A 16,215-nucleotide genomic window follows, 5' to 3' on the forward strand; every position below is an offset into this window, starting at 1 on the left:
TCCGCGCGGGCCCCACGATGACCGCCCAGCTGACCCATGATGACCCCAGACTTGGTCTGCGCCCGGCAGAGGCGCGGGCCGACGATCCGCTGACCGGTGTCGCGATGCGCCTGCTGGGCGATGCGCTGACGGACAGCGGCGACGGATGCGTCTGTGCCCCTGCCCTTGGCGTGCCGGTGCGCCTGCTGGCCCTGCGGCGCGGGGCGGACCTGATCCACGTGCTGAACCCCCGCCTGTCGTCACTGTCCGACCTGCACCTGAACCGCGCCGAAACGCGGCCCCAGACCGGCCCCGTCCAGCGCCATGCCTGGCGCGCGCGGCGCGTGACCCTGGCCGGTACGCAGCCCGGCGGCCTGCCCCTGTCGCTGGACCTGGACGGTCCGCTGGCCATCGCCGTCCAGCAGGCGGTCGAGCTGCTGGACAACCGCGACGCGTTTTCCTGGGTCACGCCCTTCCACCGCGCCTGGCTGCGGGCGACCGACGCCCCGGTCCGGGCCCGCGCGCGGGCGATCAATCACGGCCTGCACCGCCCGGATGGGGCGGCGCTGCGCCTGCTGGACGACCGCCGGGTGCAGGTGCTGAGCGATGACGGCACCCCCCTGGGCGTGATCGACGCGCTGAACCCGGCCATGCCGGTCGAGGGTTGGGCGCGTCGCTGCCTTGGGCTGCTCTGCGCGACATCGGCCCTGCGGCACGTGATGGTGACAGGGCCGGCGCATCTGCCGCTGGCCATTGCGGCGCTGGCCCTGGTGCCCGGCCTGACGGTGCATCACCCCGCGGTGGGCTGGCCCCTGGCGGCGATGCAGGCGCTTGACCTTGGCGCGGCGTTCCGGCCAGCGCAGCTGTCGGATGCGGCACCCGACGCGCCGCGGCTGGATGCGATCGTCGCGGGGGCGGATGACGAGTGGCTGCACGGTCCGGAGGCGCTGGCGCGCATCCGCCACGCCGGGCGGCGCCTTTCGGGCGATGGCGGCGTCCTGCTGATCCATGGAACGGGCCCCCTGCCCGCGATCCGCGACCTGCTGCAGGCCGCGTTTCCCGCAGTCCACGCGGTCCTGGACGGCGATGCGACGTTCCTGGTCGCGACCAAGGCGCGGCTGGACCTGGGCGTCGCCCATGCCCGCGTGCAGGCCATCGTGAACCGCACCGATCAGCAGCCGCTGCTGGCGGCGGGCTGCACGGGCTGGCAGACGGTTCCCCGGTCATGACGGTCGCGGCATCCGTGGCGCAGCGGCCGCGCATCCTGTTCCTGCACCTGTCCGGCCCCGGTCAGTTCGAGTTCCTGGGCCGCTGGCTGGCGGGCCAGGGCTGGGACGTCACCTTCATGCATGGCGGCATCGACGCCGAGCCTGCCCATGACGGCATCCGCACCCGCCGATTCGCGCTGCGCGACACCACGATCCCCACGGGCGATCCGCGCCACATCCTGGACCACGCCGCGCAGAACTGCCGGGGCGCGACCGAGCTGATGTTCCGCATGCGCCATTCCGAAGGCTATGTCCCGGACGTCGTGGTGGCCCATGCGGGCTGGGGCGTGGGGCTGGGGGTCAAGCTGGTCTGGCCGGACTGCACCTATGTCGCCTATCACGAATGGTATTACACCGACCGCAACTGGGACAAGCGCCGGGCGGAAAAGCCCGCCGACCTGGCGGTGATGATCTCGGACCGGATGCGCAACCTGCCGATCACCGGCGAATTCGACCTGGCCGATGCCAGCTGGTGCCCGACGCTGTTCCAGGCGAGCCGATTTCCTCCGGTCCTGCGCCGCCAGATCACCGTGATGCCCGATGGGGTCGATTGCGACCTGCACCGCCCCGACCCGCAGGCGCGCATCGATTTCGACTGGCTGCGCCTGCCCGCCGACCGCCCCGTGATCACCTATGCCACCCGCGGGATGGAGCCCTTGCGCGGCTTTCCGCAATTCCTGCGCGGCGTCGCCCGCCTGCAGGCGCGGCGTGACGACTTCGACACGGTGATCCTGGCCAATGACAGCGTGTCCTATGGCCGACCGCTGGCGCGCGGCGACAGCTGGTGGCTGCGGATGATCGACCAGCTGGACCTGGATCACCGCCGCATCCACGTGAACGCCATGCGCCCGCGCGATGAATATGTCCGCACGCTGCAGGCCTCGCACGCGCATGTCTATTTCACCGAGCCCTTCGTCACCTCCTGGTCCCTGTCCGAGGCGATGGCCACCGGATGCCTGGTGATCGGATCGAACACCGCCCCGGTGCGCGAACTGGTCCGTGACATGGAGAACGGCCTGATCGTCGACATGGACGACGCGGACGAGGTCGCGGACGCGATGGCCTGGGTGCTGGACAATCCGGGTGACGCGGCCGACCTGCGCCGCGCCGCGCGCCGGACGATCCTGGCCGATCACGATGCGGCGCGGGTGTTTCCGGCCAAGGATGCATGGCTGCGCGCGGCCATCGGCGCGCCGGTCCACTGACCTTGTTGGACAAATTGCCGCGCGACCCCGCGTCGCCGTCGAAAAGGCTCGCAATCGGGCGTGAACCGTTCCAACATGGGGACTGTTGACGGTGGATGACGGGTCACGGGGTGCCGCCCCGGCCTGACCTTCCCGCCAGGTCAGAACCCAAGCGCGAAGGCACTGATGAGACGAGACGTCAACCCGATCCACGCCACCCTTCTGCAGACCAGACTTGAGGAGATCGCCCAGGGATTCGGTGCCGTGTCGCAGCCGCTCGGCGCGGCCATGAGCCATGGCGCGCTGTCCTCGGGCAAGCGTTTCCGCGGCATGCTGATGCTGCTGGCGGCCGAGGCTTCGGGCGGGGTCTGCGACACGATCGTCGACGCCGCCTGCGCGGTCGAGATGGTGCATGCCGCATCGCTGATCTTCGACGACCTGCCCTGCATGGACGATGCCGGGCTGCGCCGCGGCCAGCCCGCGACCCATGTGGCGCATGGCGAAAGCCGCGCCGTGCTGGGCGGCATCGCCCTGATCACCGAGGCGATGGCCCTGCTGGCCGGTGCGCGCGGCGCGTCGGGCACGGTGCGGGCGCAGCTGGTGCGGATCCTGTCGCGGTCCCTGGGGCCGCAGGGCTTGTGCGCCGGCCAGGACCTGGACCTGCACGCAGCCAAGAACGGCGCGGGGGTCGAACAGGAACAGGACCTGAAGACCGGCGTGCTGTTCATCGCCGGGCTGGAGATGCTGGCCGTGATCAAGGAGTTCGACGCCGAGGAGCAGACCCAGATGATCGACTTTGGCCGTCAGCTGGGCCGGGTGTTCCAGTCCTATGACGACCTGCTGGACGTCGTGGGCGACCAGGCGGCGCTTGGCAAGGATACCGGCCGCGATGCGGCGGCCCCCGGCCCCCGGCGCGGCCTTCTGGCCGTGTCAGACCTGCAGAACGTGTCCCGCCACTATGAAGCCAGCCGCGCCCAGTTGGACGCGATGCTGCGCAGCAAGCGCCTGCAGGCGCCGGAAATCGCGGCGCTGCTGGAACGGGTGCTGCCCTACGCCGCCCGCGCCTAGGCGTGGTGCGGCCGGGTCCAGAGGCCCTGCCGCGACACGCCCGCCCCCGGCAGGCGTGACCGCGCGACGTCCCAGCCCCCGATGCCCAGCAGGCCGATCTTGGCCGCCTTGGACGTGCTGATCCGCTGGCGATAGGCCTGCGGCCCGCCCTTGCGGATGCGCAGGCCGATGGCGCGATAGATCCGTAGGGCGGCCGCGATCGACCAGGCACAGCGCGGCGGCAGGTCCGCCAGACCCACACGCGCCGACGCGTAATAGGGTTCGGCCGCATCCAGCAGCCGCAAGATCACGGTGTACAGTTCCGGCGACGGCACCGGCCCGTCGACCCGCGCGCCCGCCTGATCCAGCCAGTCGCCTGGCAGATAGCACCGCCCGATGCGCGCGTCGTCGATCACGTCGCGCGCGATGTTGGTCAGCTGGAACGCCAGCCCCAGGTCGCAGGCACGGTCCAGGACAGGATCGTCGCGCACGCCCATCACACGGGCCATCATCACGCCGACGATGCCCGCGACGTGATAGGAATATTCCAGCACGTCGTCCAGCGTGCGATAGTCGCGCGCCTCGACATCCATCGCAAAGCCTTCGATCAGGTCCATGGGCCAGGCCTGCGGGAAATCATGCCGCCGCGCCACCGCGCGCAACGCCGCAAAGGGCGGGGTCACCGGACCGTCGCCCTGCAGGGCCGCCAGCGTGTCGGCACGCAGGCCGTCCAGCCGCGCCTGCGGGTCGTTCACCGCCTCGGGGCGGCTGCCCAGGGCCTGACCGTCGATCACGTCATCCGCGTGGCGGCACCAGGCATAGAGCATCACCGTGTCGTCGCGGATGCCCGGCGGCATCAGCTTGGCCGCCGTGGCAAAGCTTTGCGACCCTTGGGTGATCGCCTCGGTCGAGGTCAGGACCAGATCGCTCATGCGCCCGCCAGGTCGGACAGCATCACCTGGGCCGTGGCCTTGGCCGAGCCCACGACGCCCGGAATGCCCGCGCCCGGATGGGTGCCCGCGCCGACCAGATAGAAGTTGCGGATCGTCTTGTCGCGGTTGTGCGGCCGGAACCACGCGGATTGCGTCAGGATCGGCTCGACCGAGAAGGCGCTGCCGTGATGGGCGTTCAGTTCGCTGGCGAAATCGGCGGGCGTGAAGATGCGCGTCATGGTCAGGTTGGCGCGCAGGTTCGGGATCAGCCGCTCCTCCAGGGACGCCAGGATGCGGTCGGCATAGCGCGGCCCCTCGACCGCCCAATCGATCTCGGCGCGGCCCAGATGCGGCACCGGGGCCAGCACGTAATGCGTGGACATGCCCGGAGGCGCCATGTCCGGATCGGTGGTGCAGGGCGAATGCAGGTACAGCGAGAAATCCTCGGCCAGCTTCGGACCCTTGAAGATCTCGTTGACCAGCTCCTTGTAGCGGGGGCCGAACAGGATGGTGTGGTGGGCGATGTCCTTGGGCGCCTCGCGCAGACCGAAATGCAGCACGAACAGCGACATGGACCAGCGCTTGCGGTCCAGCGATTTCGCGCGGCTCTGCCCGCGGGCCGTGTGGCCCAGCAGGTCGCGATAGTTGTGCATGACGTCGCCGTTGCTGGCGACCATGTCGGCCCTTAAAGACCGCCCGTCGGCCAGGGTGACGCCCGTGGTCCGCGCGCCCTCGGTCTCGATCCGGGCGACCTTGGCGTTCAGCAACATCTGGCCGCCAAGCCGTTCGAACAGCGCGACCATGCCCGCGACCAGCTGGTTGGTGCCGCCCTTGGCGAACCACACCCCGCCGCGCCGCTCCAGCGCGTGGATCAGCGCATAGATCGAGCTGGTCGAGAAGGGATTCCCGCCCACCAGCAGCGTGTGATACGAAAACGCCTGCCGCAGATAGGGGTCCTTGATGAAGGTCGCGACCTTGGCATGGACAGACTTATAGGCCTCCAGCTTCATCAGCGCGGGCGCGGCCTTGAGCATCTGGCCCAGCTTGAGGAAGGGCACGGTGCCCAGCTTGACGTAGCCCTCCTGGTACACCGCCTCCGCGTAATCGCGGAAGCGGCGGTATCCTTCCAGGTCGTCCGGGTTGAACTGGGCGATCTGGCGCTCCAGCTGATCGGCCTCGTTCACGTAATCGAAGACCTTCCCGCCCGGCCACATCAGCCGATAGAAGGGCGACACCGGCATCAGCGTCACGTCGCGCGCCATGTCCTGCCCGGTCAGCGCCCACAGCTCTTTTAGCGCATCGGGGTCGGTGATGACGGTCGGGCCCGCGTCGAAGACATGGCCCTGATCGTGCCAGACATAGGCGCGCCCGCCGGGCTTGTCCCGGGCCTCGACCAGGGTGGTGGCGATGCCCGCGGACTGCAGGCGGATGGCCAGGGCCAGCCCGCCAAAGCCTGCGCCGATCACGATGGCGGTCTTGGCCGCGGGCGAATGGGCGTTCATGCGTTTTCCTTCAGCAGGGGACGTTCGGGCAGGCAGCGGATGGCCGTGCCAAGGGGAATGGGAGGCTTGCCGGTCACAATGCGCAGCTGATCCGCCACGCTCAGCCGGCCAGCATAGAACCGTTCGATCAGTCCATGCGGCATGCGGTAGAACCGCTGCAGCAGGGTATAGCGCCGGTCGGGCGCGCAGCCGCGGAACAGCATCCGGTTCAAAAGGCGCAGAAAGCGGTCGCGGCGTGCCCGGTCGATCGCGTAATCGCGGATGGCGCCGCGCAGCGCGTCGGTGCCGGGCGGCCCGGACAGGCCCGCCACCACGTCCGCCACCTGCGCCGCATAGGGCAGCGAATAGCCGGTGACCGGGTGAAAGAACCCCGCGCGCAGTCCCACGGGAACAGGCCCCGCCGCGTGATCGGCCCAGAAGCCCGCCGCATCATGGGCCAGCGCAATGGGAAGGATGCCGCGTTCGCGCCGGACCTCGGCCCCGGTCCAGCCCTGCTGGCGGGCATAGTCGTGGGACGCCGCCGCCAGCGCGTCGTCGTCCAGATCGCCGCCATCGGAATAGCGCGTGTCCTCGATCAGGATGCGCGTCGGAGAGAAGGGCAGCAGATAGATGAAGCGGTACCCGTCCTGCTGGGTGACGGTCGCGTCCATGATCATCGGACGGGGCACGCCGTGGGGGCGGTCGGTCTCGATCTCGACACCCACGAATTTCTGGAAACCCACGGTCAGATGCCGCGACGGCTGCGCGCCCCGCCCGTCCAGGACCGCGCCCGCCTCGATCCGGGTGCCGCAGGACAGTGTCGCCCCCTGCGCATCCAGCAGGGCGATGTCGCAGTTCCAGCGGATCTCGGCGCCCGACCGGACCACCGCATCCGCCAGCGCCGCCCCGTCCAGCGACCCGTAACCGGTGGCCAGCCGCCGGGCATGGCGGGGAAAGCGCACCTCCTGGTCGGGCCAGTTGGCGCGGCGCAGGGGCTTCAGCCGCGCCAGCCAGTTCGGCGACAGGTCGGGGTCGTGGCAGGACCAGGTGTGGCCGTCTGACGGTCCCGCGGCATGGTCCAGCAACAGCACGCGCAGGTCGGGCCGCGCCGCGCGCAGCGCCAGGGCGATCAGCCCGTTCGCAAGGCCCGCCCCTGCCAGCAGCACGTCATGGGTCACGTGCGCTCCTGCGCCTCGGCCCGCAGCACGCCCGACGTCTTAAGGTCCTGCTTCAGCTTGTCGACCGGGGGCGCATAGATGAAGCCGAAGCTGACGCAATGGTCGCGCCCCTCGACCGCATGGTGCAGGCGGTGGGCCTGATACAGGCGGCGGGCATAGCCCTTGCGCGGGACATAGCGGAACGGCCAGCGCTGATGCACCAGCCCGTCATGCAGGACGAAATAGATCAGCCCATAGACGGTCATGCCCAAGGCGATCCACCACAGGACCGGTGCCCAGATCCAGCCCACCGTGAACAGCACCGTGGCGATCACCGCAAAGACCAGGCCGTACAGGTCGTTCTTTTCCAGCGCGTGGTCGTGTTCCTCGTGGTGGGACTTGTGCCAGCCCCAGCCCAGGGGGCCATGCATGATCCAGCGGTGGACGGAATAGGCCGTCAGCTCCATCACCAGCACGGTGGCGACGACGATCAGGAAATTGGTCATGCGGTGTCCCCCTTGGTGCGGGTGCTGGGCAGGCGCCACCAAGGCACCGTCGGGTGCAGGTGGTGTTCGTGATGATAACCGCCAAAGTGAAAGCAGGTCAGCAGCGACACGGGGTCGCTGATCCGCGACGACCGCGCATTGTGGCGGTCCGGGAACGCGTCGTGGCCGGGGCGGTGCGGCAGCCAGGTGCCGAACACGAACAGCTGGATCGACGCCAGGATCGACGGCAGCGGCCAGAAGACCACGTACATCCAGCGATCCCCCAGGATCAGCGCATAGACCGTCACGATGACCGGCAGCAGCAGCCCCTCGCGCCAGCCGAAATAGGTGCCGATGAAGTGGGCGTACCAGCGGACCGGGCCGCCATGGTCGAAATCGGGGTCGTCGTCGGTTCCGGCATGGCGGTGATGGGCCATGTGCTTGACGATCATCTTGCGCCACGAAAATCCGGCATACAGCCACAGGACCAGCTGGCCCATCGCCGCATTGGCGCGCGGACGCCCCGGCACCACCGACCCGTGCATCGCGTCATGCGCGATGATGAACAAACCGACCGACAGCCAGGTCAGCCCCAGGAAATTTGCGATCGCCAGGATGGGATGCGCCGCTGCGTCCAGAAACCACAGCGCATGCACATGCAGGGCCAGCCAAGCGGCGATGATGCCGCTCGAGACGATCAGGCTGGTGGCGGTCAGATCTGCCTTGGGCAGGGCATGTGCGCTCATCTTGTCCCCCGGACCGGCGATCCGCGCAGACTACAGTCCCGCATCGCCGGTTTCCATCCCCGTTGCTTGCGACCATTGGCCACCCGGCCCCGGCACCAGCAAAGGCGCGCGGCGCAGCGCCGCAAGGTCGCCCGATCCGGTGCAGAACATCGCGATGCGCAGCTGGGTCACGACGTCGGACAGGTGATCGGACAGGGCCTCGGCGCTGTGGCGCGCGGCGGGCAGCGCGCGGGCCGCCTGCCCCACGAGGTCCGCGCCAAGGCGGATGGCCCGCGCGGCGTCCAGCCCGTGACGCACCCCGCCCGACCCGACCAGAACCCGGTCCGGCCCCATCATCGGCGCGATGGCGCGCAGCGACGCGGTCGTGGGGATGCCCCAGTCGTGGAACGGCACCGCCAGCGCCTGCAGGCGGTCGGGACCGCGTTCGGCCTCGACACGCGCCCAGCTGGTGCCGCCGGCGCCGGCGACGTCCAGGATCGTCACGCCCGCATCGATCAGACGACGTGCCACGGGCGCCGACAGCCCCGCACCGACCTCCTTGACGCCCAGAGGGACTGGCAGGCTGGTGGCAAGTTCCTCGATCCGAGGCAGCAGGGCCGCAAAATTGCGGTCTCCCCCCTCCTGGATCGCCTCCTGCAGCGGGTTCAGGTGCAGGATCAGCGCGTCGGCCTGGATCATGTCCACCGCGCGCTGCGCCTGCGCCACGCCAAAGCCATAGTTCAGCTGGACCGCGCCGATATTGCCCAGGATCGGAATCTGGGGCGCCCGTGCCCGCAGGCTGGCGCCCAGGCCGCCATTGCCGCCCGCTTCGACCGCGATGCGCTGCGATCCGACGGACAAGGCGATGCGGTGATGGGCACAGGCCTCGGCGATGTGCAGGTTGATGCGTTCCGCCTCCTCTGGACCGCCGGTCATGGCCGAGATCAGCAGCGGCGCCCCCAGGCTGCGCCCCAGGAACCGCGTTCCCGTATCGACGGCATCCATGTCCAGATCGGGCAGCGCCTGATGCAGGAACCGGACCTGGTCGAACCCGCTGTCCAGCCGGTCCTGCGCCCCGCGGCCTTCGGTGACGATGCGCAGGTGATCCGACTTGCGACGAGAGATTTCGGTCATGTCCTGCCATCCGGTTGCGTCATCCGACTATCGCGTCAATGCCTTCCGGGTTCCAGCCCCAGTTCCAAGAGGACGAACTGTCGCGCGCCACGGCCCGGCGCCGTCTAACCCCTTGGACGGCGCCGCGCGGAGATCTGCAAAAAGGGGCCAGAAAGCCCCTTGCCCCCCCTTGGCGACATCCATATACGGGTCGGCGGAGACGTGGCCGAGTGGTCGAAGGCACACCCCTGCTAAGGGTGCAGGCCCGAAAGGGTCTCGAGGGTTCGAATCCCTTCGTCTCCGCCATCACCTCACCGTCATGATATGATCAACTGACCTGATGCGGTTCTGTGGTCGTCGTGAGTGTCGTCGTGCGCCTCCGTCGCATGACCAAAGCATTGTCGGCCATGGGCCAGGCAAACCATCATTCATTCCGTCCGCGGCGATGAGGATGCCGGTCGCCCGACATCCTCACCGCAGCAGATGCACGTCTTTGGACGGTCAGCGGTGGGGGATGATCCGGTCCGCCTCGAGCTGTTCGAACAGGTCGAAGAACGCCTCATCCGTCGCCTGATAGGCGGTGAAGCCCAGCTTGCGGCTTTTGGACATGTCGGTCACGACCTCGATCGGCCGACCCAGGTCGGCGTCGGTGTGCCACGGCGACACCAGGCGGGTGATGTCCGGCTCGGCCAGCCCTTCGCGTTCGGCGATGCGTGCCCAGATCGCGGCGTCGTCCGCCATCTGGTCGGCCAAGGGGCGTTCGGTGCCGTCGAAATCCTCGGCTTTGACGCCGAACCAGTCGGCCAGACGGTGCCACATCCAGTTCCAGCGAAAGACGTCGCCGTTGACGATATTGAAGGCCTGGTCATGCGCGGCGGGTGTGGTCGCCGCCCAGATGACCTGGGCGGCCAGCTGGCGGGCGTCGGTCATGTCCGTCAGGCCGTTCCACTGCACGGCCGATCCGGGAAAGCGGAACGGGCGCCCGGTCTCGCGGCAGATGGCGGCATAGACGGCCAAGGTGGTGCCCATGTTCATGGCGTTCCCGACCGCCTTGCCGATGACGGTGTGGGGGCGGTGGATGCTGTAGGTGAAGCCGTCGCTGCGCGCGGCCTCGAACAGTTCATCCTCCTGCGCGTAATAGAAGTTCGCGACGTCCAGCCGCCCCTGATCCTCGCGGAACGGGGTCTTGGGCAGGCTGCCCTTGCCATAGGCCTCGAACGGTCCAAGGTAATGCTTCAGCCCGGTCACCAGCGCCGCGTGGCGCACGGTGCCAAGCGGACGCAGACCGTCGAACAGGTTGCGCAGCATCAGGGCGTTGACGCGGATGTTCTCGGCCTCGGTCGGCTGGCGCAGCCAGGTGGTCAGGAACACATGCGTCGGGGCCAGACCGTCCAGGGCGGCGGCGACGGATGCGGGGTCCAGCAGGTCGGCGGCCACGGGCGTCACGCCCTCCTGCGGCTGCGGATTGCGGCTGAGGCCCAGGACGGCCCATCCGTCGCGGACCAGTTGGGCGGCGATGGCCTGGCCCTGAATGCCGGTGGCGCCGACGACCAATGCGGTGCGGGTCATGAATCTCTCCTGTCTTTGTGCTGTCAGAGGATCTAGTCAGCGCGGCGCGGTCGTGCCAGACGGCACCAAATTGGGACATAGCCACCGAAAGGTAACCACCATGGAACCCGGCAGCATCGACACCGACTGGCGCGAGGATTGCGCCCCCCGCCGCACGATGGAGATCTTTGCCACGAAATGGACCAGCATGATCCTGCACACGCTGCATGCCCAGCACGGGGGCGCGGCGCGCAACGGGGTGCTGCTGCGCAGCCTGCCCGGGATCTCCAAGAAGATGCTGGTCCAGACCCTGCGCGAGATGGAGGACAGCGGCCTGATCGACCGCCATGTCGAAAGCACGGTTCCGCCGGCGGTCGAATACAGCCTGACGCCGCTTGGCAGGCGCTTCGTCGACCTGGTCGAGACGGTCTATGCCTGGGGCCGGGCCAATGCCGACGCGCTGGATCAGCTGCAGGCCCGCGCGACGTCCCGGCGGAACCGCTAGGCCCGCGACCAGTCGCGCAACCAGCGCATCGCGTCGAATCCTCGCGCGCCGGCGGGGGCATAGATCTGGTGGTCCAGCTGGCGCAGCAGGGCCTGCCTGCGCGGCCCGCCGCCCCCGCGCCACGCCAGATGTGCCGCGGCGGCTGCACGCAGCCCGGTCAGATCGCCGCTGGCTGCCGCCCTGCGCATCGCGGCCGCATGCGGGCCGGGCCGCAGCCGGCGCAGGCCGCGCCCGATCGCGGGCAGCCTGCCCCACAGCACCACGGCCAGCGCGACCACCCCGCCCGACAGCGCCAGCCCCGCCATCTGCCAATGCAGGGCGACGCCCGTTCCCGATGCGGTGCTGAAACCCGCGAAGCCGAAGGGAATGGGCTTCATCGCCGCCACCTCGATCCGGCGGCTGTCGGTGTCCAGCCAGGGAAAGGGGATCGCGGGCAGGACGCCTGGCTCGCCCGTGCGGGGGCGCATCTGCCATTCCCAGACCACGCGGGCGACCGGGCCGTCCGGGGTGGGGATCGTCTCGCGGGTTTCCGGCAGGGTAAAGCTGATCAGCCAGGGCTGGGCGATGTCGGGGCGCGGCGGCAGGTGATGCGCCATCGCGCCCAGAGCCTCGATGGTGACGCGGCGGGTCAGGATGTCGTCCTTGGCCAGGCGGCCGGGCGGTGCGGACAGCTCGTCCGTCAGCACCAGCCTGCGTGCCGTCAGGGGGCGGCCCGAATGGGGAAAGGGCTTGACCGTCAGGCGCGTGGTGCCAGACGTGACGCTGACCTCCTCGCGGACGCCGCTGCGGGTGATGTTGGTCAGGTTATGGGTCAGCGGACCGATGGTCAGGTCCCCTGCCCGGCGCGGAAACAGCGCGATGTCCCGTTCGAAGATCTGGATCATCCGCCCGCCGATGCGTTCCTGGAACCAGCGGTCGCGGTCGATCTGCATCCAGTCATAGGCGTCGGACGACGGAAAGGTCAGGCTTTCCAGCGACACGGTCAGGTCGTATTCGCCGCGCAGCGTCAGGCGCACCATCTCGGCCACGACGGGGTTGCCGTGATCGTGCAGGATCAGCAGGCGCGCCTCTCCGGGGGCCAGGGGCGCGGGGCTTTCGGCGCGCAGCGGCGTGGCCAGAATCAGCAGCAAGAGGATCAGCCGGATCACCACGGGTCACCAGCCTCGGGCCGGATCAGGCCCAGCCCGGCGCGCCGGTCGTGTTCGGCCTGCAACCGCAGCGCCAGGAATTCGCCCGGATCGTCGGCGATGGTTTCCAGCCACGCGTCGCTGGCGGCCATGCCCCGCGCCTCGACCGGTCGGCGCCAGCTTTCGGCAGCGGCGTCGGTCAGGGCGTTGGCGATCATCTCGTCCGGGGCGGGACGCCCGCCCCGCCCCAGGATGCGACCCGGCGCGACGCTGTCGCCCTGCTGCGGCGGAAACATCGTCGCCACCAGGTCGCGGCTGGCGCGGGCCTGTTCGTCGGCGGGGTTGGCGAACAGCACCGCGTCGAAATAGGCGACCGCCAGGGGATAGTCGCCCGTGGCGGCCAGCGACAGCGCGCGGTTGTAGGTCTGCGACCGGCCCGCGCGGGCGAAATCGGCATCGGCCAGGCCGTGGTCGCCCAACCGGTAATGGGCCACGCCCCGTGCGCCCGGATCGTTTAGCAGGATCAGCGCGACCCGGTCCCACCCCGCCCGCAGCGCCAGCGCACCAAGCGCCGCGGGGCCGGCAAGGACCAGCGCCGCCACGGCCAGGACCAGAAGGACCGCCGCCGCCCTCATTGCCGCCGCCTCAGCATCTGTAGCAGCGGCAGGGCGGCCAGCGCGGCCAGGAACGGCCCCAGATCGCGATAGCCCAGGGCCGTCACCGCCGGATCGCGACGGCGATCGCCCCCCTGGCGCAGCCGGTCGGCCAAGCCGTCGACATCCTGTGCCAGCACCATCTGACCGCCCGATTGCACCAGCTGCGCCAGCGCATCGGGCGCAGGGGTGGGCGCCTGCGGCGCGGCGCCCACGACCCGGACCGCCCAGATGCGCGTGCCCAGGGCGGCCAGACGCCCGGCCTCGGCCACAGCCTGGCCATCGACCCCGGCCCCGTCCGAGATCAGGACCAGATCGGCCTGCCCTGCATCGCCGAACATCTGCCCGGCCAGGCCGATGGCGGCTGCGGGCCTGCTGCCCTGACCGGGCACCGTGTCGGCATCCAGGACCGCGATCAGCGTCTGCAGCGTGCGCGGATCGGTGGTGGGGGCGGATGCGGCATAGGCCTCTCCGCTGTAGAGGATCAGGCCGACGGGCCGGCCGGCCAGCCCCTGCAGCAGGGCGGCGGCGGCCTGTTGCGCCTGTGCCAGCGCCGGTCCCCGCGCGACCGAAGGGGACAGGTCGATGGCGATCAGCACGCTGTCGGTGCGCGCCAGGACGGGCGCATCGGCGCGCGGCAGCGCCGGCCCGGACAGGCCCAGCACCAGCAGCGCGGCCGCCCCCACGGGCAGCAGCGGACCCCACCGGCCGGTGCTGCCGCCCAAGGCGCCAAGCGCGCGCATCGCGGCCAGCATGTGCGCCGGCATGACCTGTTCCCACCCGCCGGCGGACGGCCCGCGACGGTCCAGCCACCACGCCAGCGCCAGAAGCGGCACCAGACCCGCCAGCCACCACGGCCGCAGCAGCAGCGCGCCGGTCATTCCCGCCTCCGGATCGCGGCCAGCATCAGGCAGGCGACGCACAGCATCGCGGGCCAGATCCACAGCGACCGCCAATAGCGCAGCGGCGGCCGTTCGCCCGGGCTAGGCTCCAGCCGGTCCAGCGCCTGCGCCATCGCGGTCAGGTCAGCGGTGTCGCGCACGCGAAACAGCGCGCCCCCTGCGGTTTCGGCCACCGCGCGCAGGGTCGCCACGTCGACGGCGTCGCGGGCGGTGGGACGGGTCTCCAGGTCCTCGGGGCCCAGGGCGATGGTGTGGATGCGCAGCCCGTGCGACGCCGCCAGGCGCGCCGCGTCCACCGCCAGCACGCTGCCCGAGGTGTCGACCCCGTCCGACAGCAGAACCACGACCCGGCCGGGCGACGTGCTGTCCTGCAACCTGCGGATCGCCAGGCCCAGGCCGTCGGCGATGGCCGTGCCGCGGCCCGACACGCCGATCTGCGCCTCGTCGATGGCCTGCACGACGGCGTTCAGATCGAAGGTCAGCGGCGCCGCGACATAGGCGCGTCCGCCGAAGATCACCAGGCCGATCCGGTCGCCCGTCCGGCTTTGCACAAAGGCGCGGGCGGTGCGCTTGACCGCATCCAGGCGGCTGACGGGCTGACCGTCCAGGGTGAAATCGGCCTGCTCCATGCTGCCCGACAAATCCAGTGCCAGGACGATGTCCCGCCCGCTGGCGGGAACCACCTGGGCCTGGCGTTCCACCTGCGGCCCCGCCAGGGCGATGACAAGCAGCACCCAGGCCGCGGCCGCCAGCCACGGGGCGCGGTGCAGCGGCGGCAAGCTGCCAGGCGTGGCATGAGGCAACAGGTGGTCGGGCACGTCCAGCGCCGCGCGGGGCCGGACCACCGGCGGCAGAAGCCAGCGCAGCAACAGCGGCAGCGGCAGCAGCGCCAGCAGCCAAGGTGCGGCCAGGCTCATCTGCGCCACAGGCGACGCAGGCGGGCGCCGCGGGCGATCGCCTCGATCCGGCGGTCGGACGGTGGCGGGGCCGCGCCATAGGCGGCCGGGCGCAGCGCCGCGGGCAGATGGCCCAGCACGCGGGCGATGGCCAGCAGGCGGTCCGGCACCGGCAGCCCCCGCAGCGCCGCCACGCGCAAACGCGGGCGGGCCGCCCGACGGCGCGTGAAGGGCAGCAGCGCCAAGGCCAGCACCAGCCCCGCGATGATGCCCAGTGCCAGAAGCGCGGCCATCTCTGCCGTCGACAGGATGGCCATCGGCGTGGGCAGGCGGACCGGGGACAGGGCCTGCATCAGCAGGTCATGGGTCATGGCCTCGGGCGTCACGGCTCGACCCGTCGCGCAACGGCGCCCATCGCGGCCAGGCGGTCGGTCTGGCCACCCAGATCGGCGGGCTGCAGGCGCAGCAGCCGCGTGGCGCCGCCCTGTCGAACCGGCAGCGGGCGGGCGGGTGGCGCGGTCTCCAGCGGGTCCAGGATCAGCGCGACCTCCACCCGGCGGCCGCGGGCCAGGCGTGACAGCGCGGCATCGGCCCCCTGCCAGCCATCGGGCAGGGTGGCCAGGACGACATGGGCACCCGTCGGCGCGGTGCGGGCGGCCAGGGACAGCGCCTCGGTCAGGGGCGCCGTGCCGGGGGGATCGGCCAGGGCGACGGCATGGCGGTCGACCAGCAGGCGGCACAGGGTCAGCATATGGCCCGCGCCGATCGCGGGCGGCAACACGCGGACCCCCGCCCCTTCGGCGACGATCAGGCCGACTGCACCCTGGCGCGCCACCGCCTGCCAGCCAAGCCCCGCCAGATGCCGCGCGCCGCGCACCGACCGCAGCGCGTCGCCCGTGCCCCACAGCATCGGCCCGCGCAGATCGGCGATCAGCAGCGTGATGTCGTCGCGATCCTCGTGCAGGGCGCGCACATGCGGCACGCCCGTGCGCGCGCTGGCCGAAGGGTCCATCCGGCGCGGATCGTCGCCGGGGACATAGGCGCGGATCTCCCTCAGGTCCATGCCGCTGCCCGGATGGCGCGAGGCCATGACCCCCGCCCGCCGCGCCATGGGCCGCTGCCGGGGCATGGCGCCCTGCCCCGCCTGCAGGTCGACCAGCGCCTCCAGCGTCAGGGCGATGCCGGGCGCGGACCGCCAGCCGCTCATGGCGCC

17 protein-coding genes and 1 tRNA gene are annotated in these 16,215 nt (G+C 70.7%); 5 read left to right on the forward strand and 13 right to left on the reverse strand.

All coding sequences use genetic code 11. The features are described 5' to 3' along the window. Positions 1-17: 17 nt before the first annotated feature. The 3 genes from LZ686_RS11960 to LZ686_RS11970 all read left to right on the forward strand — a co-directional run bounded on the left by LZ686_RS11960 (position 18) and on the right by LZ686_RS11970 (position 3,499). A complete protein-coding gene (locus LZ686_RS11960; RefSeq protein WP_349547929.1) occupies positions 18-1,208 on the forward strand; it encodes a hypothetical protein in 1,191 nt (396 codons plus the stop codon). Then, entirely contained in the window at positions 1,205-2,452 is a 1,248-nt protein-coding gene (locus LZ686_RS11965; protein ID WP_349547930.1) for a glycosyltransferase family 4 protein, read from the forward strand. The genes LZ686_RS11960 and LZ686_RS11965 overlap by 4 nt, the downstream gene beginning before the upstream one ends. A 165-nt stretch (positions 2,453-2,617) precedes the next feature. Then, positions 2,618-3,499 carry a polyprenyl synthetase family protein gene (locus tag LZ686_RS11970; protein WP_052714724.1) on the forward strand — a complete coding sequence of 294 codons (882 nt, stop codon included), beginning with the start codon at positions 2,618-2,620 and terminating at the stop codon, positions 3,497-3,499. On the opposite strand, the gene LZ686_RS11975 is transcribed toward LZ686_RS11970, so the two are convergent. The 6 genes from LZ686_RS11975 to fni are packed head-to-tail and all read right to left on the reverse strand — an operon-like array spanning position 3,496 to position 9,392. Continuing rightward, positions 3,496-4,410, reverse strand: a complete 915-nt coding sequence (locus LZ686_RS11975) for a phytoene/squalene synthase family protein (RefSeq protein WP_273742818.1) — start codon at positions 4,408-4,410, stop codon at positions 3,496-3,498. The genes LZ686_RS11970 and LZ686_RS11975 overlap by 4 nt on opposite strands. Next, the gene (locus tag LZ686_RS11980; RefSeq protein ID WP_349547931.1) at positions 4,407-5,912 is read right to left on the reverse strand and encodes a phytoene desaturase; all 1,506 of its coding nucleotides are present in this window, start codon (positions 5,910-5,912) and stop codon (positions 4,407-4,409) included. The genes LZ686_RS11975 and LZ686_RS11980 overlap by 4 nt, the downstream gene beginning before the upstream one ends. Continuing rightward, a complete protein-coding gene (gene crtY, locus LZ686_RS11985) occupies positions 5,909-7,069 on the reverse strand; it encodes a lycopene beta-cyclase CrtY (protein ID WP_349547932.1) in 1,161 nt (386 codons plus the stop codon). The genes LZ686_RS11980 and crtY overlap by 4 nt, the downstream gene beginning before the upstream one ends. After that, positions 7,066-7,554: a sterol desaturase family protein gene (locus LZ686_RS11990; RefSeq protein WP_045982218.1), complete on the reverse strand. Its 489-nt coding sequence runs from the start codon at positions 7,552-7,554 to the stop codon at positions 7,066-7,068. Before LZ686_RS11990 ends, crtY begins: the two co-directional genes overlap by 4 nt. Further along, positions 7,551-8,279: a fatty acid desaturase gene (locus LZ686_RS11995; RefSeq protein ID WP_349547933.1), complete on the reverse strand. Its 729-nt coding sequence runs from the start codon at positions 8,277-8,279 to the stop codon at positions 7,551-7,553. The genes LZ686_RS11990 and LZ686_RS11995 overlap by 4 nt, the downstream gene beginning before the upstream one ends. 30 nt (positions 8,280-8,309) lie before the next feature. Next, positions 8,310-9,392: a type 2 isopentenyl-diphosphate Delta-isomerase gene (gene fni / locus LZ686_RS12000; RefSeq protein WP_349547934.1), complete on the reverse strand. Its 1,083-nt coding sequence runs from the start codon at positions 9,390-9,392 to the stop codon at positions 8,310-8,312. A 195-nt stretch (positions 9,393-9,587) separates the two neighbouring features. Between fni and LZ686_RS12005 the strand changes: the two genes are divergently transcribed. Beyond that, positions 9,588-9,677 (forward strand) — tRNA-Ser (locus LZ686_RS12005). Between the two features lie 195 nt (positions 9,678-9,872). Here LZ686_RS12005 and LZ686_RS12010 read toward each other — a convergent pair. Next, positions 9,873-10,940, reverse strand: coding sequence for an SDR family oxidoreductase (locus LZ686_RS12010; RefSeq protein WP_148910696.1), 1,068 nt, complete (start codon positions 10,938-10,940; stop codon positions 9,873-9,875). A gap of 100 nt (positions 10,941-11,040) precedes the next feature. Here LZ686_RS12010 and LZ686_RS12015 point away from each other — a divergent pair, with 100 nt between their 5' ends. Beyond that, a complete protein-coding gene (locus LZ686_RS12015) occupies positions 11,041-11,424 on the forward strand; it encodes a winged helix-turn-helix transcriptional regulator (protein WP_046000940.1) in 384 nt (127 codons plus the stop codon). On the opposite strand, the gene LZ686_RS12020 is transcribed toward LZ686_RS12015, so the two are convergent. From LZ686_RS12020 to LZ686_RS12045, 6 genes are read right to left on the reverse strand one after another with little or no spacing between them, the layout of a single operon-like run. Continuing rightward, positions 11,421-12,572 carry a hypothetical protein gene (locus LZ686_RS12020; RefSeq protein ID WP_349547935.1) on the reverse strand — a complete coding sequence of 384 codons (1,152 nt, stop codon included), beginning with the start codon at positions 12,570-12,572 and terminating at the stop codon, positions 11,421-11,423. The genes LZ686_RS12015 and LZ686_RS12020 overlap by 4 nt on opposite strands. Next, positions 12,569-13,186 (reverse strand): tetratricopeptide repeat protein, encoded by a 618-nt coding sequence (locus tag LZ686_RS12025; RefSeq protein ID WP_349547936.1) that lies wholly within the window; start codon positions 13,184-13,186, stop codon positions 12,569-12,571. Before LZ686_RS12025 ends, LZ686_RS12020 begins: the two co-directional genes overlap by 4 nt. Further along, entirely contained in the window at positions 13,183-14,085 is a 903-nt protein-coding gene (locus LZ686_RS12030) for a VWA domain-containing protein (RefSeq protein ID WP_349547937.1), read from the reverse strand. Before LZ686_RS12030 ends, LZ686_RS12025 begins: the two co-directional genes overlap by 4 nt. Further along, complete coding sequence (locus LZ686_RS12035) at positions 14,082-15,023, reverse strand: VWA domain-containing protein (protein ID WP_349547938.1); 942 nt, start codon at positions 15,021-15,023, stop codon at positions 14,082-14,084. Before LZ686_RS12035 ends, LZ686_RS12030 begins: the two co-directional genes overlap by 4 nt. Further along, positions 15,020-15,388, reverse strand: a complete 369-nt coding sequence (locus LZ686_RS12040) for a hypothetical protein (protein WP_349547939.1) — start codon at positions 15,386-15,388, stop codon at positions 15,020-15,022. Before LZ686_RS12040 ends, LZ686_RS12035 begins: the two co-directional genes overlap by 4 nt. Then, the gene (locus LZ686_RS12045; RefSeq protein WP_349547940.1) at positions 15,385-16,209 is read right to left on the reverse strand and encodes a DUF58 domain-containing protein; all 825 of its coding nucleotides are present in this window, start codon (positions 16,207-16,209) and stop codon (positions 15,385-15,387) included. Before LZ686_RS12045 ends, LZ686_RS12040 begins: the two co-directional genes overlap by 4 nt. Between the last annotated feature and the right edge of the window lie 6 nt (positions 16,210-16,215).

This window comes from Paracoccus sp. NFXS7 (genome assembly GCF_040148865.1).
GTDB lineage: Bacteria > Pseudomonadota > Alphaproteobacteria > Rhodobacterales > Rhodobacteraceae > Paracoccus > Paracoccus marcusii.

Excerpts from the sequence above, each read along its gene's own strand:
- LZ686_RS12010 (WP_148910696.1), bottom strand. The coding sequence starts at position 10,940 with ATGACCCGCACCGCATTGGTCGTCGGCGCCACCGGCATTCAGGGCCAG.
- LZ686_RS12045 (WP_349547940.1), bottom strand. The coding sequence starts at position 16,209 with ATGAGCGGCTGGCGGTCCGCGCCCGGCATCGCCCTGACGCTGGAGGCG.
- LZ686_RS11965 (WP_349547930.1), top strand. The coding sequence starts at position 1,205 with ATGACGGTCGCGGCATCCGTGGCGCAGCGGCCGCGCATCCTGTTCCTG.
- fni (WP_349547934.1), bottom strand. The coding sequence starts at position 9,392 with ATGACCGAAATCTCTCGTCGCAAGTCGGATCACCTGCGCATCGTCACC.
- LZ686_RS11960 (WP_349547929.1), top strand. The coding sequence starts at position 18 with ATGACCGCCCAGCTGACCCATGATGACCCCAGACTTGGTCTGCGCCCG.
- LZ686_RS12025 (WP_349547936.1), bottom strand. The coding sequence starts at position 13,186 with ATGAGGGCGGCGGCGGTCCTTCTGGTCCTGGCCGTGGCGGCGCTGGTC.
- LZ686_RS11995 (WP_349547933.1), bottom strand. The coding sequence starts at position 8,279 with ATGAGCGCACATGCCCTGCCCAAGGCAGATCTGACCGCCACCAGCCTG.
- LZ686_RS11975 (WP_273742818.1), bottom strand. The coding sequence starts at position 4,410 with ATGAGCGATCTGGTCCTGACCTCGACCGAGGCGATCACCCAAGGGTCG.
- LZ686_RS12035 (WP_349547938.1), bottom strand. The coding sequence starts at position 15,023 with ATGAGCCTGGCCGCACCTTGGCTGCTGGCGCTGCTGCCGCTGCCGCTG.
- LZ686_RS11970 (WP_052714724.1), top strand. The coding sequence starts at position 2,618 with ATGAGACGAGACGTCAACCCGATCCACGCCACCCTTCTGCAGACCAGA.
- LZ686_RS11990 (WP_045982218.1), bottom strand. The coding sequence starts at position 7,554 with ATGACCAATTTCCTGATCGTCGTCGCCACCGTGCTGGTGATGGAGCTG.
- LZ686_RS11980 (WP_349547931.1), bottom strand. The coding sequence starts at position 5,912 with ATGAACGCCCATTCGCCCGCGGCCAAGACCGCCATCGTGATCGGCGCA.
- LZ686_RS12015 (WP_046000940.1), top strand. The coding sequence starts at position 11,041 with ATGGAACCCGGCAGCATCGACACCGACTGGCGCGAGGATTGCGCCCCC.
- LZ686_RS12030 (WP_349547937.1), bottom strand. The coding sequence starts at position 14,085 with ATGACCGGCGCGCTGCTGCTGCGGCCGTGGTGGCTGGCGGGTCTGGTG.